General features: G+C 42.1%; 23 protein-coding genes. 12 read left to right on the top strand and 11 right to left on the bottom strand.

The window, feature by feature from the left end; translation table 11 throughout:
- Position 1: 1 nt before the first annotated feature.
- The 8 genes from T530_RS0110415 to T530_RS0110380 all read right to left on the bottom strand — a co-directional run bounded on the left by T530_RS0110415 (position 2) and on the right by T530_RS0110380 (position 8,860).
- Positions 2-997: a methionine ABC transporter ATP-binding protein gene (locus T530_RS0110415; protein WP_027728960.1), complete on the bottom strand. Its 996-nt coding sequence runs from the start codon at positions 995-997 to the stop codon at positions 2-4.
- Between the two features lie 85 nt (positions 998-1,082).
- Positions 1,083-1,934, bottom strand: coding sequence for a MetQ/NlpA family ABC transporter substrate-binding protein (locus T530_RS0110410; protein WP_027728959.1), 852 nt, complete (start codon positions 1,932-1,934; stop codon positions 1,083-1,085).
- Positions 1,935-2,044: 110 nt separating this feature from the next.
- Positions 2,045-3,127 (bottom strand): substrate-binding domain-containing protein, encoded by a 1,083-nt coding sequence (locus T530_RS0110405; protein WP_027728958.1) that lies wholly within the window; start codon positions 3,125-3,127, stop codon positions 2,045-2,047.
- A 13-nt stretch (positions 3,128-3,140) separates the two neighbouring features.
- Positions 3,141-5,225: a methyl-accepting chemotaxis protein gene (locus T530_RS0110400; RefSeq protein ID WP_038074450.1), complete on the bottom strand. Its 2,085-nt coding sequence runs from the start codon at positions 5,223-5,225 to the stop codon at positions 3,141-3,143.
- Positions 5,226-5,277: 52 nt separating this feature from the next.
- Positions 5,278-5,559: a hypothetical protein gene (locus T530_RS15210; protein ID WP_197018270.1), complete on the bottom strand. Its 282-nt coding sequence runs from the start codon at positions 5,557-5,559 to the stop codon at positions 5,278-5,280.
- 231 nt (positions 5,560-5,790) lie between these two features.
- Positions 5,791-5,997 carry a 30S ribosomal protein S21 gene (rpsU, locus tag T530_RS0110390; protein ID WP_009104963.1) on the bottom strand — a complete coding sequence of 69 codons (207 nt, stop codon included), beginning with the start codon at positions 5,995-5,997 and terminating at the stop codon, positions 5,791-5,793.
- 116 nt (positions 5,998-6,113) lie between these two features.
- Entirely contained in the window at positions 6,114-7,721 is a 1,608-nt protein-coding gene (locus T530_RS0110385) for an ankyrin repeat domain-containing protein (RefSeq protein WP_156011627.1), read from the bottom strand.
- A gap of 134 nt (positions 7,722-7,855) precedes the next feature.
- Positions 7,856-8,860, bottom strand: coding sequence for a hypothetical protein (locus tag T530_RS0110380; RefSeq protein ID WP_027728954.1), 1,005 nt, complete (start codon positions 8,858-8,860; stop codon positions 7,856-7,858).
- A gap of 158 nt (positions 8,861-9,018) precedes the next feature.
- On the opposite strand from T530_RS0110380, the gene T530_RS0110375 reads away from it, so the two are divergent.
- The 12 genes from T530_RS0110375 to T530_RS0110320 are packed head-to-tail and all read left to right on the top strand — an operon-like array spanning position 9,019 to position 22,578.
- Positions 9,019-10,851, top strand: a complete 1,833-nt coding sequence (locus T530_RS0110375) for an NAD(P)-binding protein (protein WP_027728953.1) — start codon at positions 9,019-9,021, stop codon at positions 10,849-10,851.
- Positions 10,848-13,547 carry a formate dehydrogenase subunit alpha gene (gene fdhF / locus T530_RS0110370; RefSeq protein ID WP_027728952.1) on the top strand — a complete coding sequence of 900 codons (2,700 nt, stop codon included), beginning with the start codon at positions 10,848-10,850 and terminating at the stop codon, positions 13,545-13,547. Before T530_RS0110375 ends, fdhF begins: the two co-directional genes overlap by 4 nt.
- On the top strand, positions 13,547-14,743 hold the full coding sequence (glp, locus tag T530_RS0110365) for a gephyrin-like molybdotransferase Glp (protein ID WP_038074447.1): 1,197 nt from the start codon (positions 13,547-13,549) through the stop codon (positions 14,741-14,743). Before fdhF ends, glp begins: the two co-directional genes overlap by 1 nt.
- Positions 14,744-14,746: 3 nt before the next feature.
- A complete protein-coding gene (gene mobB, locus T530_RS14840) occupies positions 14,747-15,823 on the top strand; it encodes a molybdopterin-guanine dinucleotide biosynthesis protein B (RefSeq protein ID WP_027728950.1) in 1,077 nt (358 codons plus the stop codon).
- Positions 15,823-16,863, top strand: a complete 1,041-nt coding sequence (locus T530_RS0110355; RefSeq protein WP_027728949.1) for a molybdopterin-binding protein — start codon at positions 15,823-15,825, stop codon at positions 16,861-16,863. The genes mobB and T530_RS0110355 overlap by 1 nt, the downstream gene beginning before the upstream one ends.
- A 16-nt stretch (positions 16,864-16,879) precedes the next feature.
- On the top strand, positions 16,880-17,368 hold the full coding sequence (gene moaC, locus T530_RS0110350) for a cyclic pyranopterin monophosphate synthase MoaC (protein ID WP_027728948.1): 489 nt from the start codon (positions 16,880-16,882) through the stop codon (positions 17,366-17,368).
- On the top strand, positions 17,365-18,129 hold the full coding sequence (gene modA, locus T530_RS0110345) for a molybdate ABC transporter substrate-binding protein (RefSeq protein WP_027728947.1): 765 nt from the start codon (positions 17,365-17,367) through the stop codon (positions 18,127-18,129). The genes moaC and modA overlap by 4 nt, the downstream gene beginning before the upstream one ends.
- A gap of 8 nt (positions 18,130-18,137) precedes the next feature.
- Positions 18,138-18,803 (top strand): molybdate ABC transporter permease subunit, encoded by a 666-nt coding sequence (gene modB, locus T530_RS0110340; RefSeq protein ID WP_027728946.1) that lies wholly within the window; start codon positions 18,138-18,140, stop codon positions 18,801-18,803.
- Positions 18,800-19,933, top strand: a complete 1,134-nt coding sequence (locus tag T530_RS0110335; RefSeq protein ID WP_027728945.1) for a sulfate/molybdate ABC transporter ATP-binding protein — start codon at positions 18,800-18,802, stop codon at positions 19,931-19,933. The genes modB and T530_RS0110335 overlap by 4 nt, the downstream gene beginning before the upstream one ends.
- 2 nt (positions 19,934-19,935) lie before the next feature.
- Entirely contained in the window at positions 19,936-20,916 is a 981-nt protein-coding gene (gene moaA / locus T530_RS0110330) for a GTP 3',8-cyclase MoaA (RefSeq protein WP_051537943.1), read from the top strand.
- Between the two features lies 1 nt (position 20,917).
- Complete coding sequence (locus T530_RS0110325; RefSeq protein ID WP_252507369.1) at positions 20,918-21,835, top strand: MOSC domain-containing protein; 918 nt, start codon at positions 20,918-20,920, stop codon at positions 21,833-21,835.
- On the top strand, positions 21,832-22,578 hold the full coding sequence (locus T530_RS0110320; RefSeq protein WP_027728942.1) for a formate dehydrogenase accessory sulfurtransferase FdhD: 747 nt from the start codon (positions 21,832-21,834) through the stop codon (positions 22,576-22,578). The genes T530_RS0110325 and T530_RS0110320 overlap by 4 nt, the downstream gene beginning before the upstream one ends.
- Positions 22,579-22,593: 15 nt before the next feature.
- Here the strand turns inward: T530_RS0110320 and T530_RS0110315 are convergent, their stop codons facing one another.
- The 3 genes from T530_RS0110315 to T530_RS0110305 all read right to left on the bottom strand — a co-directional run bounded on the left by T530_RS0110315 (position 22,594) and on the right by T530_RS0110305 (position 26,021).
- Positions 22,594-23,088, bottom strand: a complete 495-nt coding sequence (locus T530_RS0110315; RefSeq protein ID WP_027728941.1) for an S-ribosylhomocysteine lyase — start codon at positions 23,086-23,088, stop codon at positions 22,594-22,596.
- A gap of 78 nt (positions 23,089-23,166) precedes the next feature.
- On the bottom strand, positions 23,167-25,689 hold the full coding sequence (locus tag T530_RS0110310) for a heavy metal translocating P-type ATPase (protein WP_027728940.1): 2,523 nt from the start codon (positions 25,687-25,689) through the stop codon (positions 23,167-23,169).
- 14 nt (positions 25,690-25,703) lie between these two features.
- Positions 25,704-26,021 carry a metal-sensing transcriptional repressor gene (locus T530_RS0110305; RefSeq protein ID WP_027728939.1) on the bottom strand — a complete coding sequence of 106 codons (318 nt, stop codon included), beginning with the start codon at positions 26,019-26,021 and terminating at the stop codon, positions 25,704-25,706.
- Positions 26,022-26,028: the final 7 nt, after the last annotated feature.

Genomic DNA, 26,028 nt, shown 5'->3' with positions numbered 1-26,028 from the left:
CCTATATCTCGTTAATAATTACATCCTGCGTTGCAGAAAGATAATCTTCAGCAATCCGCATCTCTTCTTTTGTAGCAAAGCCCAAAATCATAGAACCATAAGCCTTGTCCCCGATACTTTTTGTGCTTGCCCAGCAGATGTTAGCCTTTATGTTCTTTTCAAGCGCAAGAGTTGCAACCATAGGTTGATTTGCAGCAACAGCGCCATTGAAAACAATGCGGACTACATACTTCTGCTTGTCCGAAATACCGCCTTCTTCCTGTCCTTCAGGAAATACAAGAGTTTTAGCTGCCTTTGACTGTGGACGGCTGAAAATTTCTTCTACATCGCCCTGTTCAACTACACTTCCGTTTTCAAGAATTGCAACACGGTTGCAGACACTTTCTACAACACTCATCTGATGAGTAATGATGATAACTGTAATTCCAAGACGTTTATTGATGTCGCGGATAAGTTCAAGGATTGAGTTTGTAGTATTTGGGTCAAGGGCACTGGTTGCCTCGTCACAAAGCAAAACCTTTGGGTTTGTTGCAAGGGCTCGGGCAATAGCCACACGCTGCTGCTGACCGCCCGAAAGCTGAGCCGGATAAACCTTTGCCTTATCTTTAAGGCCTACCAAATCAAGGAGTTCAAGAGCGCGTTTTCTGGCTTCTACTTTAGGGGTTCCCGCAAGTTCAAGTGGGAAGCAAACGTTTTTAAGACAGTTGCGCTGCATAAGAAGGTTAAAGCCCTGAAAAATCATAGTTGTTGTGCGGCGGATTTTTCGCAGTTCCTTATCAGAAAGACTACCAATATCCACTCCGTCAATCACAACATTACCGTCGGAAGGTCGTTCAAGCATATTAATTGTGCGGACAAGGGTACTCTTACCTGCACCACTCATTCCGATAATACCAAAAATATCGCCGTTATTAATCGAAATTGAAACGTTTTTAAGGGCCTCAACCGGGCCACTGGAAGTTTCAAATGTTTTTGAAAGGTTTTTGATTTCTATCATATTTATAGTATAACAAATTTAAATATAAATAAAAATGGCAGCCGGATTAAGGCTGCCACTTGCTATAGTATGTTTTTGCTTATCACTACTTCTTGATTACGTCCAAAGAAGTCTGTTTTCCAGGATAAAGCCCAAATGGTTCTACGTGAATTCCTGCAACAGAAACGATATGTGTCTTGTTTTCCTTGTTGAAGTCATTCAAGTATGGAACGTGCTGGAAGAAGTTAGCATCGATTTCGCCGCTTTCTACAACATTGTTTGGCTGAACATAGTCTGTAAACTCAACAATCTTAAGATTTACACCTTTAGCTGCCAAAGTCTTTTTAGCAATTTCAAGGATTTCGCAGTGTGGTGTTGGAGTTGCAGCAATTGAAATTGTCTTTCCTTTAATTGCAGCATAATCAACAGAAGAATCATATCCGTCAGTTGGATTATCAACTACAGAAATTACAGCACCTGCATATGTTTTAGTGATAAAGTCTTTTACTTCTTTACTCTGAACAGCAGCAATCAAAGCCTTAATTTCAGGTTTATTTTCATTTCCGGCTTTTACAGTAATGATGTTTACGTAAGCTGATGATGAACCTTCTACAAGAAGAGCATCTTTTGAAGGATTAAGCTTTGCGCCTAAAGCGTAGTTTGCATTGATGATTGCAAAATCAACATCACGGCGAACACTAGGAAGCTGAGCAGCTTCTACTTCCTGGAATTTGATATTGTAAGGGTTTTCCTTGATATCAAGTGGAGTTGCGGTAATTCCAGCTCCGTCCTTAAGTGTGATATAACCCTTGTCCTGAAGAAGAAGCAAAGCACGTGCTTCGTTTGTTGTATCATTTGGAATAGCGATTTTTACGCCTTTCTTTGCCTTAGCACTCAAAGGTGCAAGTACAGACGCTGCAATCAATGCAGCAGCAAAAAGTTTAGTAATTTTTTTCATAGCATTCTCCTCGCAAGGCAGTCTAAAAAGCTCGCCTCGTTTTTTTTATGTTTTTGTTATAACGCTTTATTACCTACTTAGTCAATAGGTTTTATAAAATTTTATTTCTCTTATTTTGTTACCGGTACAAAAGGAACAATAAAACACTGATCAATTACATTTCTGTCTGTAAGAGGCGCCTCTTTTGTTGTTTCTTTAGCAGCCGAAAGTCCACCTTTTGTTGTATAGCCCTGAGCTGTGCCGTTTTCCAGACACTGCCATACAAGTTCAAGAGCAGTTGCAGCCTGAGCATTTGCATCCTGCAATACAGTTCCATACATCTGATTTTTCTGCATTGATGCCTTACCGCCTTCTGTTGCATCTACACCAAGAACAGGAACAGAAAGTGCTGTTCCATCGCGGTCTACATCCTGAGTTGGATTAGATGGATTATCAACATAACCGTGACTTACAAGTGCCTCTACCGCACCTAAAGCCATTTCATCATTCTGAGCAATTACAACATCAAAATCAGAGTGCTTGCCTTCCAGCCAGAGTGAAAGGTACTGGCGGGCACTGTCAATGTTCCAGTTGGCACCAAATTCAGCCACAACATTTACGTTATAACCAAGTTTTGCAAGACCTTCCATTACACCAACTTTGCGGTAAATCTGAGCCGGATGACCATATTCACCATTGAAGTAAACAACCCTTAGATTTTTACCATCTAGTTTTGACGGATTTTTCTTAAAATAACTGTCGATAATCTGAGCCTGAAAGTTTCCGGCATCAGTTTCAGGGGAAGAAGCATAGAAAAAGTTTTTTCCAACTTTAAGGGCTTCAACAGAAGGGATTACATTAGAAAAAGCTGCAGAACCGCCCTGTGAATTAATGATTTTCGCCATCTGCTCAGTAAGGTCTGTATTGAAAGCAATAATAACAAAATTCTTTACACCGTTCAAAAGCATTGTCTTAAGCTGGTCGATTTGGATTGCAGCATCATTATTTGCAGAATAAGACTGAAGGGTAATTCCACTTTCTTTTGCAGCTTTTACAAGGCCATCTTTATAGGCCGCAAGAAAAGCTTCATTGTCGTTTCGCAAAAGAACACCAATCACTTCCTTTTTTTCTGAATGTTTTTTACAGCCAGTAGTACTCAGCAAAAGAGCTGACAAAACAAGCAATGCACCGATATATTTACAAAGTTTTTTCATAATTGCCCCCAAACTAAACAGTAAACTGATCTATCTGGCTTCCAATTTCCATGATAGAGCTGTACATAATCTTTGTGATATTATCCAGAGACTCGCCCGTTTCGGTGATTTTTTCAGTCGTATTAGAAATAATCTGCATACTTTCCCTGATAGCGCCTGTAGCGTCCTGAAGCTGCTGGATTTCTGTAAGAATTGCTTTATTTCCTTCTGACATTTCCTTAGAAGCTGTTCTAACCTCAAGAGTACTGTCGTTCATTACGCTGAGCGCGCTGCCAATCTGGCGGGAACCTTCAGCCTGTTCTTCCATCGCACCCTTAATCTGATTAACAAGATGATCCGTGCTTTGGATTTTGTCCGTAACAGAATTGAAAGCTTCACTTGAAGCCTGAGAAGCAGAAACAACGCTTTCAATAGAATCCCGGATTTTCTTAAGCTGATTTCCGATTGTCTTTGACTGAGCAGAAGATGTTTCCGAAAGTTTTCGAATTTCGTCGGCAACAACCGCGAAACCTTTTCCTGCCTCGCCTGCATGAGCCGCTTCAATTGCCGCGTTCATAGCAAGAAGGTTTGTCTCGCGGGCAATATTTGCAATTGCAGTATTTGCTTCCTGAAGCATTACAGATTCCTGCTCAATCTGACTGATTTTTTCATTTACATCATTCTGGCGTTCTGTTCCAATTGCAGAAGTTTCTTCCAGTTCAACAAACTGGTCTGCCATCTTCTTTACAGAACCGTTTACAGAATCAATGTTTCCAATCATCTGTTCAACAGCAGCAGAAGCCTGACTAACACTCTGAACCATCTGTTCAATCATGCGCTCAAGCGATTCAATGTTAGATGCAATCTCATTTACCGCGCCTGCAGTCTGATGAACACTTTCTGACTGGTGTGTAATGCGGGAAGAAACGGTTTCGATATTAGAAAGAATCTGTGCATTTGAATCAGCAGTTTCCTGGGTGCAGGAATGCATTTCTTCACCGGCAGCGGCAAGAGCATCTTTAGAATGTTTAAGTTCAGTAATAATAGTCTGAAGCTTTTCTGCAAATTTATTAAAGCCGTCTACAACCGAACCGATTTCAGTTTTAGAATCAATTTTAATTCGCTGGGTTAAGTCAGCATGACCTGATGCAATTCCATTAATAGATTTTTCTACAATTCCAAGAGGCTTAAGCATAAAGCCAGAAACAAGGAGAGTACACAAAGTCAAAATCAGGATTGTGAGAACAGAAATAATTACATTTGTGTTTCGCAGCATATTTCCGGTTTTATTCATCTGAGATTCAGCAATTGTAAAAGCAAAAACCCAAGGTGTATAAGCAATTGGAGTATAAGTAACAAAGATATTTCCTTTAAGTCCACCCCAGTCTTTAGTCCAGCCGGTACCAATACCACCATTAACAGCTTTTTGTACAATTTCAATAACTGACTCGTCATTTGAACTATTCAGAAGATTTGTTTTCATTACGACATCAGGATTTACGTTTGCGACAACAGTTCCATCATCAGCAATAATCCAGGTCTGTCCTGTCTCTCCAAGAAGAATGTAATCCACCATGTTCTTTACATTTTCAAGGGAAACAACCGCAGAAAATACACCGAAAATCTCACCGTGAACCTTAGCCGCACGCGCAATATGGAAAACTGTATTTCCGTTTGAATCGCGGGTCGGATTATCAACATAGCTTGATTTTCCGTTTCTCATTATTTCTTTGTAGAAGCGTTCGTTAGAAACATTTTCAACGCCTCCAACATCGGTATAACCGCGTCCATCTTTTCCTGCATAAATTATAGAAGAAAAGTAGGTTTTTCGTGTTCCGTTATGCTCTTTAAGCCAGGTAACAATCTTTGCATCATCTCCAGTTGCAACAACATCCGCATCAGAATAGAAACTCATCTGATTCATGTACTCACTGATTTTATTAGCAATCGCAAGTGAATAGGCGTTTGTAATCTGAGTACAATCCATAGCATAACTTTCGCCGGTTGATTTTTTTGTGTAAGAAGACATGAAGACTCCCTGCACCGCATTAATAATTAAAATCAAGCCAACAAGAATCACACAAAGGATGACTGAAATTCGGTAACGTTTTTTACTCATAAAGAAAAACTCCTGTATATCTATTTTATATCTAAAAAACAAAGGTGGCAAATCAAAAAATCAATTCTATAATTACTGTTGCTATCAGGCCTATGCTCATAAAAGGAACATAAGGAATGCGAATAGCAGCTATTTTATGATTAAATATATAGAAGAAAAGTGCAAATAGAAGAGCAGCAAGTGGCGGGATAACCAGCGTCAGCCATAAAAATCCCCAAAAAGTAATTGATAAACCTGTAAAAGCTGCAAAGAGGATATCTCCAGAACCAAGTTTACCACGGGCAAACCGGCTTTGAAAAAAATAAAAAAGTGTCAGAACTATGGAATTAATCAAATGAGGTATCAGCAAATCAAAAGCTTCTATAGCAATAAGAATTATTTGAAGAAGAAAAGCAGACAGCAGGATAGGGACAGAAATTTTTTTGCATTTTACATCCTGAATAGAAAGAATTGCGCATATTATAAAAACTAGGGAAAGGCGGAGTATTGTCAGCATTTTTAAATTATAAAATCAGCATTATAAAAAAATTAAGCCCTCGGGAATTTCCGGGGGCTTTACGACTAACTAGTAGTCTTTTCTCTCTGTCTTACGTCTTTTGTTCAAAAGTTTTCTTTCGAGAGTTGTTTTCTTCTGGTGAAGAGTTGCAGAAGGTTTTACAAAGTATTCGCGCTTTTTGAATTCGCGGATAATACCTTCTTTTTCAACCATACGCTTAAAACGTTTGATTGCTTTTTCAAGGTTCTCTGAATCATCTACGTTGATTGTTGCCATTTAATGTCACCTCCTTCTGCCGGAATACCGAAAACAATAGCAATATAATATATATTTTTGAAAATAAATTCAATATTCGCTACAGCCTTTTTTATAAAATTCACATGATTACCCCTCTAGTGTCTATTAGTCGTGTAGATGTGTTTAAGTCGATTGCCATCCACAAGATATCGGTTCGTATTAATCTTAAAAACATCAGTAAAATTAGGATTATATCTTATTCCTCTAAATTCGCGGGTAATATCAAAATAAAGCTCATGTTTTTCTGAAGGTTCAAAGCAAGCAGGTCCCAAAGAAACAGATAACTCTGTACTCAAAGAGATTTCTCCACGGCAACCATCTTCATCTTCATGCGCCTCCCAATAGTAGCTGAATTCCAGAAGATCATCAAATGACAGAGGTGTAATAGTCATAGAATATGAACCATCTTCTTCCAGGTTTTCTTCAATCATAAGAAAATCTCCCAGAAAATCCCTTTCTTCCCAATGTTCTTTTTTAGCAGTGAACAATTTTGCAAGAATTGTTTTATAACCGGTAAATTTTAATCCCCAGTCATAAGAATCATAATCTTCATCATCTTCATCAAGCTGTTCATAAAAAGATTCACGACAACTAAAGCGATAGAATGTAAGCGCATTTATAATACCCAGTCTTCCGTCGTCTTTTTTTACAAGGAAAAAAGGTGATTCAACTGTTTTTCCGTCTATTAAGACAGTATGCTTATATGGCAGCATTCTGACAATTTCCAGACTTTCAAGAATTCCTACAGGTATTTTTTCTCCTTGATCAGTAATCATGTACTGATTCGTAGCAGAAACTAATCGACCCAATTTATTGGAAATAGTGATTTCTGAAAGATCCAGTTTTGCTTTTTCTTCTATAAATTTCAGGTCTTCTCTAGCCTTTTCATCATAAGATTGAATTTCAGTTTTATCTGTACCCCAGATTCTTCTGTTTTCAGAATCAGGAAATTTTATATCAAGTTCCTCTTGGGAATGTTCGGGCCAGTTTTCGATTATTTTTTCATATGCGGCATCATGATTTGAAGATTTAGAAGAATTTGCAGCATTGACAATATCCGTGTACCCCTTTTCGGCAGCATAATCAAAGACTGTTTTGCCATATTTGTCTTTTACAGTTAAATCCCATTGATTTTTAAGTGCATACTCAAACAAGTCCGGCTTATCATTTCTTATTGAATATATCAGGATTGTTTCGCGATTTTTTCCCATAGGAATATTGAAAAAATTTAATGCTTTAAGTTCCTTGGAATCGACAAAATCTTTAATGATGTCTGCATCAACCATTTTTAAATACATACAGTCTTTGCCGTTTAAGGCATCAAAATCATGTATTTTTGTATTTCTATAAAAATGATAAAACAAGTACTTCTCAAGATCAGAATTATACTGTTCGATTCCCGGATAATTATAAAGCATCAGAATATAATCATTTATTTCAGAAAGCTTTTCATATTTTATTCGCTGTATTATTGAAATTATAGTATAGTCACCATCAGCAATAAAATCTGTAAGGTATTTTATTACATCAGGTTTGAATTCAAGGTCTGACGCATAGCACCAGCCAGGACTATATGATTTAGCAGTTACATGAAATGTTCCGTGTTCTTTGCTGTAACCAATTATTTTTACCGGAGTACCTTTTGCAAAGCGTCTTAAATCTCCCATTCCATTTTCATTTTCTACAATTCCGTAATCTCCCACAAATGTACAGGTTTTATACGAAAACAATTTATTCTCTGCTTTTTTTCCGCCACAACTGCCTGAGAAAACACAAATAAATAAAATAAGAAGGGTTCTAATAAAATTCTTCGGCGAAATAAACGAAGCAATTTTTTTCATACATTATAATTTTTGCGATAATCAAGTACAAAATCAATAACCATGCGTTCACAATCAAGAAACAGTCCTTCCCTTTCCCGTTTAGTATATCCCCCACGATTTTCATAGGGTTTATATAGTTGTGTGAGAGGAATCGGCAAAAGCATAAGGCTGTTTATTGGAGCAAGCTCATCAGGAAACTCGTAAAATGCTTTCGGTTCAAAAGAAGCCTGAGAAAGTATATATTCAAGATATTTGCGTGAAAAATTCTTTGCCTCAGGATATTCGATATTAGAAAATTCTTCCGGCGACATAAACTTTTTTGCAATCATAATAAGAGTTACAGCAGCCTGACAGAGCACTTTTTCAGTTTCGTTTATTTCCTGCCTGTTCCAATTTGATACAGCTATCTGCAAGCCCTCATTAAAGCGTCCAACATCATGCTTTAAGATTCCGAGCAAGCACATTAAAACGCCACAAAATGCCTTGTCAGATTTTTTTGTAAGACGCTTTTCTGCCTTTAAAACAATAGATTCTTCATCATACTTTTTAGATTCCGCAGTATTGTACATAATGCAAATCAAGAGATTTACAATTATTGTAGTTATTGGATAACCATTGTTAGAAAATGGAACATCATTGGGAAAGCATCTGTAAAGTACATCAAGACCAAGACATGAAGCATATTTCATTACCTCAAGAAATCGTCCGCTATGGTCATAGCCGGATGTGCTTCCAGTCTCTGCATGCTCTAAGAATGTAGCCTGATACATAATCACACGGGCTTTTTCAAAATCGCCATCCTTTAATGCCTTTTGCAGATTCTTTGCAAGAAAAGAGTACATAACCTCGCTATAGGTTGCATATTTCATAGCGTACAGAAGCTGGGCTTCCCAATATTTGCAATATTCCGGCGTTTTTTCATTAACAGGCCTGTCATCACGAATAAGACAATTGTAGAGACCTTTCATTCCCGAAATATAATCTTCAAAAGTTGGTCCATTTATTTTTTTTGATTCCATTTTTTATTTTCTCCTAGAACACCCAAAAAAAGAGGATATGCATCGTTAAAATTATACGTACAGGTTTAAAAATTTTAAACCGCTTGATCTGCCGTTTACACACAATCTTTTTTACAAGTGCCATTTCCTGAGTTATAATAGATTGTTAAGGAGATTTTATGCATCGTCTGGCAAAAAAAGGAAACATGAATGACCGCATGAATGTCATTCTGAATAAGTTTAAAACAAGAATTACTTCATATCCGCCAGGAATGTGTCCACTCGTTCTTTACCGCTCACTTTTACAAATGTCGATGAACCAGAGCTGCGGAAAATGTGTTCCCTGCCGCGATGGTCTTGTTGAAGTTGAAAGGCTTCTTAATTCAATTCTAAAAGGCGAAGGTTCTGAAGAAACATTAAGTAAAATGAAAGACCTTTGTACTATGATTGTCCAGACTTCTGACTGTGCCGTGGGTGCCGTTGCCGCAAACATGGTTCTGCACAGCATGGAAGAATTTGCAGATGAATACGAAAGCCATATAAAGTCCAGAAAATGCGTCGAGAATACAATTCAGACAATACCTTGCCTTACCCTTTGTCCTGCTCACGTAAATGTTCCTGGTTACATAGCTCTTATAAAGGAAGGAAAATTTGATCAGGCCATCAATCTTATACGGGACAAGAATCCTTTCCCGACAGCCTGCGCAATGGTTTGCGAACACCCCTGCGAAAATAAATGCCGCCGCCAGATAATAGATGAGGCTATAAATATCCGAGGTCTTAAAAAATTTGCCGTTGACCAGATGAATGCCCGTAAGGTGCAGCCACCAAAAGCAAATGTAAAGACCGGAAAGAAAATTGCAATTGTTGGAGGTGGTCCTTCAGGCCTTACATGCGCCTACTTCCTTGCCCTCATGGGACACAAAGCCGTAGTTTTTGAAGAACATCAGAAACTTGGAGGTATGCTGCGTTACGGAATTCCTGAATACCGTCTTCCAAAAGAAAAACTTGATGATGATATAGAAGTTCTTATAAAGGCCGGTGATATTGAAATCAAATATCAGACAAAGGTTGGCCGCGATATACAGTTTGAAGAACTCAGAAAAAATTATGATGCTGTTTTCCTGGGAATCGGTGCCCAGATTGGAAACCGCATGCCGGTAGAAAATGCCGACGCTCCGAATGTAATTCCTGCCGCAGATTTCTTGCAGAAGGTTGCAAAGGGTGAAGGAATGGATCTTACAGGTAAAAAGGTTGTATTGATAGGTGGTGGAAACGTTGCAATGGATGCTGCCAGAACTGCAGCCCGACTTAATGCCGCAACAATCCACGTATTTACCCGTAAGCGTGATGATATGACAGCCCTTTCAAGTGAAATCCGCGCTGCAATGCAGGAAGGAGTCCGCTTCAGAACCCTTTTGAGCTTTTTGAACCTTGAAGCAGATAAAGAAACAGGTCTTGTTCAGGCTCTCTGGCTCCAGCCGGAAATTGTCGGTCCATATGATGATTACGGAATGATGACAACTGAACATTCAAGTGCCTACCCTTACCGCTTTAAGTGCGATCTTTTGATTTTAGGCGTCGGCCAGCGATGTGATGCAGAACCTTTCGAGAAAGCCGGAGTCCCTGTAAACCGCGGACGAATTATCGCAGATGAAATGTGCCAGGTTCAGAATCTGGACGGTGTTTTCTCTGGCGGAGACTGCGTAACAGGTCCTTCTACCGCTATCAATGCAATTGCGGCAGGTCAGGTTGCAGCCTACAATATTGACGAATATCTTGGATATCATCATAAGGTCGAATGTAATGTAAAAGTTCCTGTTGCTACACCAAAAAGTTATATAGCTACAGGTCGTGCAGAAATTGAAGAAAGAGACCCTTTCGAACGTGTTTGTGATTTTAACCACGTTGAAATTCCTATGACACAGGAAGAAGGTCAGCGGGAAGCAGGAAGATGCCTGCGATGCGATCATTTTGGCTGTGGTTCAATGGTAGGAGGAAGAGGCGAATGATTTCCTGTACAATTAACGAAAAATCAATAAATGTTGAAGAAAATACAAGCATCCTTGAAGCTGCAAGACAAAATGGAATTGACATCCCTACCCTCTGCTATCTAAAAGGAATTAATGAAATTGGATCCTGCCGGCTTTGCATGGTAGAAGTCGAAGGATTAGATTGTCTTATTGCATCCTGCAAAACTCCTGTTACTAATGGAGCTGTAATTCATACTGAAAGCGAAAAACTTACTTCATATAGAAAGGAAATGCTCAAACTTTTGCTTTCTAATCACCAGGTAGACTGTATGAATTGTCCTGAAAATGGTGTATGCCGCCTTCAGTATCTTTGCAATAAATATGAAGTACGCGAATCTGAATATTACGGTTCGCGTACTAAGCTGAAAAATAAATTCCCGATTCTGGATTCAAATCCTTACATCGCTTATGACCCGCTTAAATGTGTACACTGCCAGGCCTGCATAAGCGCATGTAACAAGGCTGCATGTAATCATACGCTGCAAAGTGGAAGAACCGGCGTTTTCCATTTGGTTGAAGCCCCTTTTGGCGAAAACTGGAAGGCGACAAACTGTGAATCCTGCGGAAACTGTGCCGCTGCCTGCCCGACTGGCGCCCTTACGATGAAACGCCAGCAGCATTACCGCGAGTGGGAAGTAAAAAAAGTTCTTACAACCTGCCCTCACTGCGCAACAGGCTGCCAGTATTATCTTGTCGTAAAAGATAATAAAATTGTGAACGTAGAAGCTGCCGATGGTCCTTCAAATCACGGACTTTTGTGCGTAAAGGGAAAATCTGGAAGCTTTGATTTTGTTCACTCGCCGGACAGATTGACTCAACCGCTGATTAAAAACAGGAAAACAGGCAAGTTTGAAGAAGTCAGCTGGGAAAAAGCGATTTCTTATACCGCAGAACGTTTTATGGAACTTAAAAAGAAGTACGGCGGGGACTCGCTTGCGGGTTTTGCCTGCTCACGTTCTGCAAACGAAGATATTTACATGGTTCAGAAGATGGTTCGTACCTGTTTTGAAACCAACAACACCGATAATTGTGCCCGTGTCTGCCATTCCGCTACTGTTGCAGGTCTTGCAAAAACACTGGGAAGCGGCGCAATGACAAATCCGATTTACGACATCACTCACGATGTGGACTGCATTCTTCTTGTCGGCTCGAATCCGGAAGAAGCCCATCCTGTTGTCGGAATGCAGATTCGTCAGGCAGTGGAAAAGGGAACCCGGCTGATTGTAGTTGACCCTCGCAGTATCGGACTTGCCTCAAAGGCCGATATTCACTTAAAGCTTCGTCCGGGAACTAATGTTGCATTTGCAAACGGCATGATGCATGTGATGATAGAAGAAAATCTGATTGATGAAAGCTATGTAAAGGATTTCACCGAAGGCTTTGAGGAAATTAAAAAGCTGGTAGCTGATTATACTCCTGAAAAGGTAGGAGAAATCTGCCATATAGATCCTGATAAGCTTCGTGAAGCTGCCCGCATGTATGCCACAGCGAAGAAGGCACCAATCATCTACTGTCTTGGTGTTACAGAACATTCAAGCGGAACTGAAGGCGTAATGAGTATGAGCAACATGGCTCTGCTATGCGGAAAGCTTGGAAAGAGCGGCTGTGGTGTAAATCCTTTGCGCGGTCAGAACAATGTTCAGGGCGCCTGTGACATGGGGGCCCAGCCGACAGATTACCCGGGCTACCAGAAGGTTGATAATGATGAAGTCCGCGCCAAGTTTGAAAAGGCATGGGGCGTTCCTTTGAGCCCGAAACCCGGCTTAAAGGCAACTGAAGTTTTCCCGGCCGCAATCAAGGGTGATATTAAAGGCCTTTATATCTGCGGTGAAGACCCTGTTGTTTCTGACCCTGATACTCACCACATCATCAAAGCGCTTGAAAGCCTTGAATTCTTTGTAGTTCAGGACCTCTTTATGACAAAAACTGCTGAATATGCGGACGTAATTCTTCCTGCAATCAGCTACACAGAAAAGGAAGGAACCTTTACAAATACAGAACGCCGCGTTCAGAGAATCAGAAAGGCAGTTACAGTCCCTGGCAATATGAGGCCGGACACCGACATTCTGATTGATTTGATGAATGCAATGGGCTACAAGCAGCCTTACCTTACACCGTCTCAGATTATGGATGAGGTTGCAGAGCTGACACCAAGCATGCACGGAATTTCATTTGCCAGACTTGATGCCGGAGAAAGCCTTCAGTGGCCTTGTAAGGAAAAAGACCAGCCTGGTACACCGATTATGCACGTTGGAAAGCCAGTCCGCGGCAGAGCCCTTTTGTACCCTGCGGTTTACAAGCCTGCGGCAGAGCTTCCTGATGAAGAATATCCATATTTCCTTACAACCGGACGCATTTTGTACCAGTACAATGCTGCCGCTATGACAGCCCGCGCCCCTGGATTAAACGAAATCGCCGGCGAAGGCTTTATTGAAGTGAACTATAAGGATGCAGAAAAGCTGGGCTTTAAAAACGGAGAAAAAATCCGTGTTACAAGCCGCCGCGGCTCAATTACGGCTACTGCCCGCGTTGGAAGAAAATGCTCTGAAGGTGAAACCTGGATGCCATTCCACTTCCCGGATTCTCCTGCCAATGTTTTGACTAACGCTGCCCTTGACGAGTTTGCCCGCATTCCTGAATTCAAAGTCTGTGCAGTAAGACTGGAGAAGCTTTAATGGAAATTGAAGAAGCCGTTTCTATACTTAAAAATGCGCTAAAACCGATTGAAGAAACGGAATTCTGCCAGATTTCTGAAGCTTATGGCCGGATTGCCGCTTGTGACATATTTGCCCCGATAAATGTGCCTCCTTTCGCAAAGTCTGCCATGGACGGATATGCTGTAAGGGCTGCTGACCTCGAGGGGGCGTCTGCGGAGACCCCGGTGATATTGAATGTTACGGGACAGCTTTTTGCGGGGGATTGGCAGAAGAAAGCGCATGAGGAAGGTGCCATCCGCGTGATGACCGGTTCGCCCGTTCCCAATGGCTTTGATGCCGTTGTAATGCAGGAAGACACCGACTATGGTGAGAAGAAAGTCCGCATCTACAAATCCGTCCGTGTCGGACAGAACTACTGCGCCCTGGGTGAAGACATAAAAAAAGACTCTCTTGTTCTTAAAGCCGGAACTAAAATCGGGCGGGCTCACATAGGGCTTCTTGCAAGCCTTGGAATTGCTGAAATCGAAGTCCGACGTAAAGTAAAAGTCTCAATAATCACTACAGGAAGTGAGCTCCTTGAAGCTGGGAAAACTCTCGCATCCGGAAAAATATATTCCAGCATTGCGCCAATGCTTTCTTGTGCCGTTCAGTCTGCAGGACAAACTGTAACAGTAAATCAAATTGTAAAGGATGACGAAAAAGAAATTTTTTCTGCTATAAAAATTGCCGCACGCAAAGCAGATATTATTATCACCACCGGCGGCGTTTCTGTAGGCAAAAAAGATTATCTTCCAGAAGTTTTGAATTCCCTTGCTGCACAAAAACTTTTTTCTCACGTGAATATACAGCCGGGCACACCTACCCTTGCAAGTCTGCTTACCGGAAAATTACTCTTAAGTCTTTCTGGTAACCCCTATGCTGCCCTTGTCAATTTTGACATCTATTTTTATCACGCAATCTCATTGTTAACTGGTTGCAAAGAACTTTCTACTCAAAAAAAAATCGCAATCCTAAATACACCTTATGAAAAAATCAATAAACTTCGCCGCTTTGTACGCGCTTACTTTGAAAACGGATTTGTAAATCTTCCGGTAGAAAATCACGCGTCGTCTGTTATCAGTAATTTGACAGAATGCAATTGCTATATCGATTTACCGGCAGGTAAAGCTTTCAAAAAAGGTGATAAAGTGACCGTCTGGATGATTAAGGATTAGGATATGACAGATTTTCTTTCAAAAAATATTCCACTTTCTATTGCCATCCTTGCCGGGGGAAAAAGTTCCCGCATGGGACAGAATAAGGTACTTCTGACTTACAAGGGAAAAACTTTTCTTGAAAGACTGATTGAAGAATTTTCTGCCTTTGACCAGATTCTTGTGAGTGCGAAATATGAAAATCAATATGACTTAGGAAAATATGGCGAAAAAATCAAAATCATCATAGATGAGAATCACGACAAAGGCCCTCTTGAAGGAATACGCCGCGCGCTTACAGAAAGTAAAAATGATTTTGTTTTTGTCTGTGCAGTTGACATGCCTTTCATGACAAAAGAGCTTCCACAATACATCGAGGAATTTTTCTGCTCAGATTATGATTGTTATGTGCCACTTATGGATGGACACGAGCAGCCGCTTTGCGCTGTCTATAAAAAATCAGTGTTGCCGACGGTAGAAAATCAACTTGCCGGGGGAAACCTGAAACTTTCCCTTTTATTCGAAAAAGTACCAACAAAGTTCATCTCAATAGAAAAATCCTCGCTAAACCAAAAAAACTTTTTGAACGTAAATACGCCCCAAGAATATGCCGCTTTGCAAAAGCCATTTATTTTTGCCGTGAGTGGAATCAAAAATAGCGGAAAGACCCGGATGATTCTTGCTCTGATCGGCGAAATCAAAAAGCAGGGCTACAGCGTTGCAGTAATCAAGCACGACGGGCACGACTGTTTTACAGACGCGCCTGGAACGGATACTTTTCTTTTTGACCAGGCAGGAGCTGTAGCAACTGGCATTTTTTCAGATAAACGTTTTATGTTTGGGACAAAGACGTCTGCAGGAACTGGCGGCAGAAATATTCTGAATAATCTCATAAATCAAATCAAATCGCTTCCTTGCCCGCCCGATTTTATCATTCTTGAAGGAGTAAAGGATTCCGATTACCCGAAAGTTGAAGTTCTGCGAAGCGGCGTGAGTGAAAAATCAGTTTGTAAAAATCCTGTGATTTGCATCGCGCGGGATGGTTACGATCCTAAAGAAATTTTTGAAATAATTGAAGCTTACTTGTTGAGGAATAAATAATGAAATGTATAAAAACTGAAGAGGCTGCAGGCCACGTTCTCTGCCACGATATAACACAAATTATCCCCGGAAAGAAAAAAGGACCCGTTTTCAAAAAAGGCCACATTGTACAGGCAGACGACATTCCAATTTTGCTTTCTGTGGGTAAAGAAAATCTTTACGTTTGGGAAAGACACGAAGGAATTCTCCATGAAGATGAAGCTGCTGAGATTCTGCGTGATATTTGCATGGGAAATTCCAGTACACTGAAGGCTTCCGAACCAAGCGAAGGTAAAATTGAAATCTTTGCTGCAACAGACGGACTTTTTAAAATCAATTCTCAAAAACTTTTTGAAGTAAACAGCCTTGGTGAAATGATGATTGCGACAATTCACGGAAATACTGTAGTTCATAACGGTGATAAACTTTGCGGAACCCGAATTATTCCTCTTGTAATTGAAGAAGAAAAAATGAAACGTGCAAAAAAGACTGCCGGCTCTACCCCCCTTTTGCAAATTCTTCCCTTTAAGCTGAAAAAAATCGGACTTGTTACGACCGGAAATGAGATAAAAAAAGGACTTATAAAAGACGGCTTTGGAAAAGTAATAAAAAGTAAACTTTTTGAATTTAATGCAGAAATTATCGGACAGACTTTTCCGGGCGACGAACTTGAAGCAATAAAAACTGACATTCTTTCTTTTGCAGACAAGGACGTAGATATGATTTTGTGTTCCGGCGGAATGAGTGTTGACCCTGACGACAGGACCCCAGGTGCCGTTAAGGCTTGTGGAGCAAAAATTATTTCTTATGGAGCACCAGTGCTTCCCGGCGCTATGTTTTTGCTTTCATATCTGGAGTATAATAATAAACAGATTCCAGTTCTTGGACTCCCTGGCTGCGTGATGTATGCAGGACGAACGATTTTTGATCTGGTATTGCCTCGCCTGCTTGCAGGAGAATGTCTGACAGCAGCTGATTTGAATAGATATGGAGAAGGCGGACTTTGTCTGGGATGCAAAAACTGCACCTATCCTAACTGCGGATTTGGAAAGGCGAACTAAAATGGAGAAAGCATCTATGAATAATTTTACACATTTAGATAAAAACGGAAATGCGTCCATGGTGGACGTAAGCCAGAAAAATGAAACAGAACGCTTTGCCCTTGCAAGCGGAATTATTTCTGTGAGCAGTGAAGTGATGGAGGCAATCCAGAAGGACGCTGTTCCAAAGGGAAATGTTCTTGCCACCGCCAGAATCGCGGGAATTATGGCTGCAAAAAAAACTCCGGAGCTTATTCCTCTCTGCCACACCCTTTTGCTTTCAAAGGTTGCAGTTGATTTTGAGCTCTGCCCGGAAAAAAATCAAATCCGCTGCTTTTGTTCTGTAAAGCTCTGCGGAAAAACCGGGGCGGAAATGGAAGCCCTGACAGGAGTCAGCACAGCCCTTCTTACGATTTACGATATGTGTAAGGCAATCGATAAGACTATGGAAATCGGTCAAATTCATCTTGAAGAAAAATCCGGCGGAAAATCGGGGCATTTTATTCGAAGTGAGGCTGTAAAATGAAAAAAATGCTTTTGGCTGTCGGCTTGCTCAGCAGTCTGATTACTGGCTGTAGTAAATCCAAAAAAACTGAACTTACAATTCTTGCGGCGGCTTCTCTTACCGACGTTTGTGCCCAGCTGAAAAATGAATATGAAAAAGAAAATTCTGATGTAAAACTGCTTTTTTCTTTTGGCGGGTCGGGGGCACTTCAGGCTCAGATTGAAGCCGGTGCACCTTGTGACCTTTTTATTTCTGCCGCCACAAAGCAGATGAAAGCTCTTGTAGAAAAAAATCTGATGGAAGAGGGCAGCGTTTCAAATCTTCTGGAAAACAAAGTTGTGCTTATTCTTCCAAAAGACAGCAGCCTGAAACTTTCTTCTTTTGAAGATTTAACTTTGCCTGAAGTAAAAATGATTGCCATCGGTGAGCCGGACAGTGTTCCTGCAGGCCAGTACACAAAGGCAATCTGCCAGAAACTTGGAAGCTGGGAATCTGTCAGCAAAAAGGCAAACTTTGCCAGCGACGTACGCACCGTACTTTCATGGGTAGAAGAAGCAGCATGTGACTGCGGTCTTGTTTACGCAACCGATGCGGCCGTAAGTCAGAAAATTCGTGTAGTCGCAGAAGCACCGGAAGGCTCCTGCCCGCCAGTGATTTATCCGGTTGGAATCGTAGAAAACAGCCGTCATAAAGAGACAGCCCAAAAGTTTGAAGCTTTTTTATATTCAGATAAGGCAAAGGCGATTTTTGAAAAAGCCGGCTTTGTCACCCTGAAAAAATAGGTTTTGCCATGGATTTGTCGCCGCTTTTGATTTCCTGTAAAATTGCTTTCTCTGCCACGCTGATTACTTTTGTGCTTGGAATTTTTGCCGCGTGGGGAGTGGGAATGTCAAAAGGCGCCCGTCCCATTTTAGATGCTGTGCTTTCTCTTCCTCTTGTACTGCCGCCAACGGTTGTGGGCTTTTTCCTTTTGATGCTTTTCAGCCGCAATGCCGGATTCGGGAAATTTCTTTTTTCAATCGGCATCAATCCGCTTTTTACCTGGGGCGGCGGAGTTTTTGCGGCAACAGTCGTTTCTTTCCCGGTCATGTACAGAACGACCCGGGGCGCTTTTGAGCAGGTTGACGGCAGCATAATTGCCGCTGCCAGAACTCTTGGCATGAGCGAATTCCGCATTTTTACAAAAATCATGATCCCGGTCTCTCTCCCGGGAATTGCCGCTGCCGTAATTCTTTCTTTTGCCCGCGCCCTTGGAGAGTTTGGCGCTACAATCATGGTTGCAGGAAACCTTCCGGGAAAAACCCAGACAATGGCGGTTGCAATTTACACCGCAATGCAGGGCGGAAACAAGGCTCTTGCACTCAGATGGGTTTTAATCATTTTTGCCCTTTCTGCAATTATTCTTCTATTGATGAATGTCATAACCCAGCGTTTTTCTAAAAGGAGGACCGCATGAGTCTTTCTGTAAAAATTGAAAAACGGCTTGGTAACTTTCTTTTAAGCGCTGATTTTGAAAGTGATAATCAGACTCTGGCTGTGCTTGGTCAGTCGGGCGCCGGTAAATCTCTTCTATTAAAATGCATTGCGGGCATTGAAAGTCCTGACAGCGGCCGTATTATTCTTGATGACCGCATTTTGTTTGATTCAGAAAAGAAAATCAATCTTCCTCCGCAAAAAAGACGGGTGGGCTACCTCTTTCAGAATTACGCCCTCTTTCCCAACATGACGCTTTATCAGAATATAAGCGAAACTGCAAAAAATAAGGACGAGGTTCAGAAATTAATCAGCCGGTTCGGGCTTAGCGGAAAGGAAAATAATTATCCTGCTAAGCTTTCCGGCGGCGAACAGCAGAGGGTTGCTCTTGCCCGCCTGATTGCTTCTCAGCCGGAAGTTTTTCTTTTTGATGAGCCATTTTCGGCTCTCGACAGTAACCGAAAATCCGAACTTGAAAGACTGATTTTGGATTTGCTTGAAGAAAAAAAATGCCCTTCAATTCTTGTTACCCACGACAGAAACGAGGCTTTCAGAATGGCAAAGAATATTGCTGCCTTTGCAGAAAAAGGAAAACTTTCTGCTCCGGTGGAAAAGCATGATTTTTTTGAAAATCCTTCAACTGTGGGAGCGGCGCGGCTTTCGGGCTGCAAGAATATAAGCCGGCTGCAATGGCTTGATGATGAGACTGCATTTGCACTGGACTGGGGAATAAGGCTGCATGTTGGAAGGAAAAGGGAACTTACAAATGTGGGTGCCCCCTGCCACAGCTCAGCTGCCCCCTACGCGGCCTTTCGTGCCCACTACCTTGAATTATGCACCGAAGCAGACGCGCAGAAAGAGAACGTATTTACCTGCCGCATTAAACGCGTGATAGAAGACGCTTTTTCCTTTACGGTTTACTTTGAGCAGGAAGTGCCGGCGGGGGGGAAGGAGGCACTTACACGTCCGGAGAAGGCACTCTCACTTGCAGACCGTCCCCTCGTTCACTGGGAACTCCCAAAAGCCGCCTGGAAAGAAATCGAAGCCAGCCTGACAGATAAAAAACTCTACGCCAGAATCCCGCATGACAAGCTCATGCTTTTGGAGCCTTAAAAATGGAAAGTTTGACCGACAGCTTTGGACGCACAATCAACTATCTTAGAATCTCACTCACAGACAAATGCAACCTCCGCTGCCGTTACTGCATGCCGCCCCAGGGAATAAATCACATTCCCCACCAAGAAATCCTGACTTTTGAAGAAATCACAGAGCTTGTCCGCGTGCTTGCAGGTCTTGGCGTTAAAAAAATCAGACTGACCGGCGGGGAGCCTCTTGTCCGCCGCGACATTGTAAGTCTTGTAAAATTGCTGAAGGACATTCCCGGCATCGAAGAAATCTGCCTTACAACAAACGGCATACTCTTTTCAGAACTGGCAACCGACCTCAAAGCAGCAGGACTTTCCCGCGTGAATATCAGCCTGGATACGCTTAATGACGACACTTTTTTTGCGATTACCGGAAGCCGCGGAGTTGAAAAGGTGCTGCAAAGCCTTAAGACGGCGCTTGACCTCGGTTTTCCTGTAAAAATCAACTGTGTTCCAAGCCAATATAATGCCTCTGAACTTGCAGAAATCACCCTGCTTGCAAAAAGCAATCCCATTGACCTGCGCTTTATCGAACTTATGCCGATTGGCTGTGCAAACGGAATGAAGGGGCTGAAATCTGATTTTATTCTGTCTGAACTTGAAGAAAAATTCGGAAAAGCCGCGCCCCTCAAAAGGCAGAATCACTCCCCGGAAACCTTATATCATTTTGACGGGTTTGATGGAAATATCGGCTTCATTTCACCTCTTTCTCACGCCTTCTGTTCTGACTGCAACCGCATCCGCCTTACAGCCAGCGGACTTTTAAAATTCTGCCTCTGCTACGACGACGCTCTGGACGTAAAGAAGCTGTTGCGCTCGGGGGAAAGCGGCATTAAACTTTATGATATACTTAGCAAGGAAATTCAAAAGGCTATCAAAGAAAAGCCTGAAGCACATACATTTAATCAGCAGGGACTAAAATCCCACATGATGACCGAAATTGGAGGATGATTTGATTAAAGGGAAAATCCGTGCTGTCTGCATAAGTGAAAAAAAAGGAACGCCAAAAAAGGACGTCGGCACTGTAAATATAATAGAAAACTTTGGTCTAGAAAATGACGCCCACGCCGGAAGCGAGCGCCAGGTCAGCCTGCTTTCCTGGGACCAGGTAGAAGAATTTAAGAAATCTGGCGCTGACGTTAGGGCCGGTGACTTTGGCGAAAATCTTTTAGTCGAAGGTTTTGATTTTAAAACTTTCCCGGTCGGCACAAAGTTCAAATGCAATGACGTAATTCTAGAACTCATTCAGATTGGAAAAAAATGCCATTCAGCCTGCACTGTTACCCAGCGAACAGGAAAATGCATAATGCCTGTGGAAGGTGTTTTTGCCCGCGTTGTTCAGGGTGGAAAAGTTTCTCTTGGTGATGAAATTGAATTGCTTGAGGGACGACGATTTTCTGCTTCTGTTTTAGTTGCAAGTGACCGCTCTTCAAAAGGCGAGCGCGAAGACAAAAGCGGCCCTCTTATCAAGGAAATTCTGGAAAATGCGGGCTACCTTGTAACAGGCATCACCCTTCTTCCTGATGATGAGGAGGGTCTTTACAAGGCTCTCTGTCAGATTGCCGATATTCAGAAACCGGATGTAATTTTTACTTCCGGCGGCACAGGCTTTTCTCCGCGCGACATGATGCCCGAAGCCACAAAACGAGCCGCCACAAAAGATGCTCCGGGAATTGCAGAAGGACTCCGCGCCTACAGCATGACCATCACGCCGCGAGCTATGCTCAGCCGCGCCACAAGCGTCATCCGAAATAAAACGCTGATTATCAATATGCCGGGAAGCCCTAAAGCTGGCAAAGAATGCCTCGAATACCTTCTGCCTGTTTTAGAGCATGGAATTCCGGTTTTACGCGGGGAAGGTGACGCATGACAGTCAGCCCTCTGAAAATCCAAAAGGTATTCCCCGACGGAAGTCATGAAGAAAAGGAAATCCTCAGTCTGAATGAGCACAGACTTGCAATCATAATAAACGGCAGGCAGATTTTCTCCCTTGTCTGCACGGACTCAAATCTTATGGAACTGCTTGCAGGTCGGCTTTTAACCAGCGGCATAATAGAAAAAAAAGATGATATTGCAGAAATCCGTTTTTGCGAAAGTAAAACCCGAGCTTTTGTAACTCTGAAAGAAGAAATCATCTGGAAAGAAAGTCAAAATCTTGAAGCTTCCTGCTGCACAAAAAATATAGAATATGCAAAAAATGCAGATGAAGTTCCGCTCCCGGTTTTGAAAAAAGCAACTTGCCCGCCAGAATGGATTTTCTCAATTGCTCAAGAATTCTCTAAAGACAGTATAATTCATACTCATACTGCGGGAACTCACCGCTGTATCCTTGCTGTAGAAGGAAAAATTCTTTTTAGTGCAGAAGACATAGGCCGCCACAACGCTCTGGATAAAGCTGTGGGGTATATGATTTTAAATGAAATCCCCGCTCAAAAAGCAATTCTTTTTACGTCGGGGCGCGTTCCTGTAGATATGGTGGAAAAAGTTATCCGTGCAGGAGCAGGAACCTTAATTTCAAAATCAGTTCCCACTGCACAGTCAGCAGCCCTAGCCCGCGAACACAAGCTTACATTAATCTGCCGCGCCTGGCCGGACAGCTATGATCTTGTATAAATAAAACGAAAAATTTTATGCGTCCGCGAAAACTTTTCCGTCAGAAAGTTTAACCTGAAGTTGAGTGTATTCACTATGGAAATCGTTTTTAAGGCGATCCAAATAACGGGCACATTCCCACTTACACATAGGAAGATCGTGAAGAAGGTAATTTCCGCATGTTTCAGGAGTTGTTGCAGGAACTTCCTTCTGTGTAATAATCCATTCAAGACATTCGATTGTAAGACGACGCATATCTTCAACAGAATATTTTCCTGTCATAATGATATACATACCTGTAAGACATCCCATTGGACCTACATAAACAACATCATCTTTTGCCTTTGAATTACGGAACCATGTTGCCATAAGGTGCTCAATACTGTGAATTGCAGCAGGTGCAACAGCCGGCTCTTTATTAGGCTCAGTAATACGAAGATCATAAGTTGTAAAACCCTTATCTTCTCTGGATACATAAATACCAGGCTTTAAATGTGTGTGATCAATTGTAAAACTTTTAATAACTTCCATAATTAATTTATATCACAGGGTAAAATTGAGGGCAAGAGCATTTTGAACTCTTTATCAAAATGCCCTTGCCTAAAAAATTTAGCAGATTCCAGCGTATTCATAACCAGCTTCTTCAACAGCAGCCTTAATGAGCGCTTCGTCCACATCTTTTGAAGTTTCAATTGTTACAAGATTCTGCTCATGTGATGCAGTAGCACCTGTAATTCCATCGATTGCTTCAAGAGCCTTTTTTACGTGAGCCTCACAGTGGCCGCACATCATTCCTTTAACTGTAATTTTCATAGTATTCTCCTTTCCCTTTGAGGGATTTTTAACTGATTTATCTTTTCTTGCGTCGTAAACTTTGACCAGATTCAGACGCAGTGCATTTGTAACAACACAGAAGCTTGAAAGCCCCATTGCTGCAGCTCCGAACATGGGGTTCAAAGTCCAGCCAAAAGCGGCAACATAGCAGCCGGCAGCAAGAGGTATGCCGATTACATTGTAGAAAAATGCCCAGAAGAGGTTTTCGTGGATGTTACGCAAAGTTGCACGGCTGATTCTGATTGCAGCTGCAACGTCCATAAGGCTGTTTTTCATCAAAACTACGTCTGCTGCGTCGATGGCAACATCAGTCCCCGCCCCGATTGCAATTCCAAGGTCGGCGCTTGTGAGGGCCGGGGCATCGTTTATGCCGTCCCCTACCATCGCTACCTTTCCATGATTCATAAGCTCGCGTATTACAGCCTCTTTTCCGTCAGGTTTTACCGAAGCAATTACTTCATCAACCCCTGCCAGATTTCCGATTGCACGGGCAGTTTTTTCGTTGTCGCCTGTGAGCATTACAACGCGCAGTCCCATATTTTTTAGCTGATTAATTGCGGACGGAGAATCATCCTTAACTGTGTCTGCCACAGCGATAATTCCAAGAAGTTTATCTTCACTTGCAAACAAAACAGGTGTTTTTCCCTGGGAAGAAAGCTCATCAAGAGTATTTTTAATAGAAGAAATATCTGTTTTTGCATTTTCATCTATATATTTAGCATTTCCACCGTAAATCACTTTGCCTTTTATGCAGGCTTTAAGCCCCTTTCCCGGGACAACTTCAAAATCAGAGCTTTCAAGGACTTCTACACCATTTTCCTTACCGTACTCAACAATTGCCTTAGAAACAGGGTGTTCACTTTTTGATTCAAGTGAGTAAGCGGCGGCAAGAAGTTCAGATTTTTTAATCCCATCTGCCTCCACGAGGTCAGTCACCTTCATAAGGCCGGTCGTAATTGTTCCGGTTTTATCAAGGGCGATAATCTTAGTGCGGCCCGCCTCTTCAAGTGATGCCGAAGTCTTAAACAAAATTCCAGACTTTGCGCCGATTCCGTTTCCCACCATAATGGCAACCGGAGTTGCAAGCCCAAGAGCACAAGGACAGCTGATTACAAGAACCGAAACGGCACGCGCAATCGCATAACCAAAAGTCTGACCGGCAAGAAGCCATGCCACAAGAGTAACGATTGCAATTGCTATTACAGCAGGAACAAAAATACCCGAAACCTTGTCTGCAATTTTTGCGATTGGAGCCTTGGTTGCCGCCGCATCACTTACCATGCGGATAATTTCAGAAAGTGTTGTATCTTCTCCAACGCGGGTGGCACGGCATACCATGTAACCGGAAGTATTAATCGTTGCAGAAGTCACCTTATCGCCAGCTTCTTTTTCCACTGGAAGACTTTCTCCTGTCAAAGCGGCTTCATTTACAGCACTTTGCCCCTGAGTAACGACGCCGTCTACAGGAATCTTATCTCCCGGGCGCACCACAAAAAGGTCACCGACTTTTACGTCTTCCACCGCTACAGTCTCTTCCTTACCGTCAGCTAAAATTACAGCTGTCTCCGGCGCGAGTTTCATTAACGCTTTTAAGGCATTTGTTGTTTCCCCCTTTGATTTTGCTTCTAGCATTTTGCCTACAGTAATCAAAGTCAAAATTGTTGCCGCAGATTCAAAGTAGAACTGATTCATGTAATACATAATTTGCTCTTTATCAGCTTCGACGACAGCACCGGTCATGGCAAAAAGTGCAAAGACGCTGTAGCCAAAAGCCGCAGTCGCGCCAAGCGCAATCAGAGTGTCCATATTTGGAGCCTTGTGAAGAAGGCCTTTAAATCCGCTTACAAAAAATTTCTGATTTATCACCATCACAAGGGCAGAAATCAAAAGCTCGTAAAGACCCATTGCAACATGATTTCCGTCAAGAAATGCCGGAAGCGGCCACTTCCAGAGCATGTGCCCCATGGAAACGTACATCAAAGGAATAAGTAAAATCACAGAGGCAACAAGACGCTTTTTCATTTTTGGAGTTTCTGTATCTTTTAGCGAGTCAGAATATGCCGCTTTTGAAGATGCCTTTCCCTGACCGCCAGCCTTTGACGCTTTCAAACTTGCCCCATATCCAGCATTTTCAACTGCCTGAATAATTTCATCTGCCGGCACATCGCCTTCTACCCCCATAGAATTAGTCAAAAGACTTACGGCGCAGCTCTTTACACCCGGCAGTGCAGACACAGCCTTTTCAACTCGGGTCTGACATGCCGCACAGCTCATACCTGTTACATTAAACTGTTCCATACCTTCCAGCCTCCTTATTTCATCAGCTTTTGCAAGGTGCCTACAAGTTCATCAATAACTTCGTCATTACCAGAACGGATATTTTCTGCCACGCAGGTCTTAAGGTGATTTCCAAGCAAAACCTTATTGAAACTGTTGAGTGCAGAGGTAATTGCAGAAACCTGCATCAAAATGTCGGTACAATAGGCTCCGCTTTCCAGCATACCTTCTACCCCGCGCACTTGCCCTTCAATCCGCTTAAGACGGTTCATCAAATCTTTTTTTTCTGTATCGTCTCTGTCCTTGTGCTTTCCAGAGCAGTATGGACATTCCTCAATATTTTCTTCTGGCATAAAAATC

The organism is Treponema sp. C6A8, from assembly GCF_000619925.1.
Lineage (GTDB): Bacteria > Spirochaetota > Spirochaetia > Treponematales > Treponemataceae > Treponema_D.
Note: the sequence above shows the minus strand (reverse complement) of the source record. Positions and strands in the feature narration are given on the sequence as shown.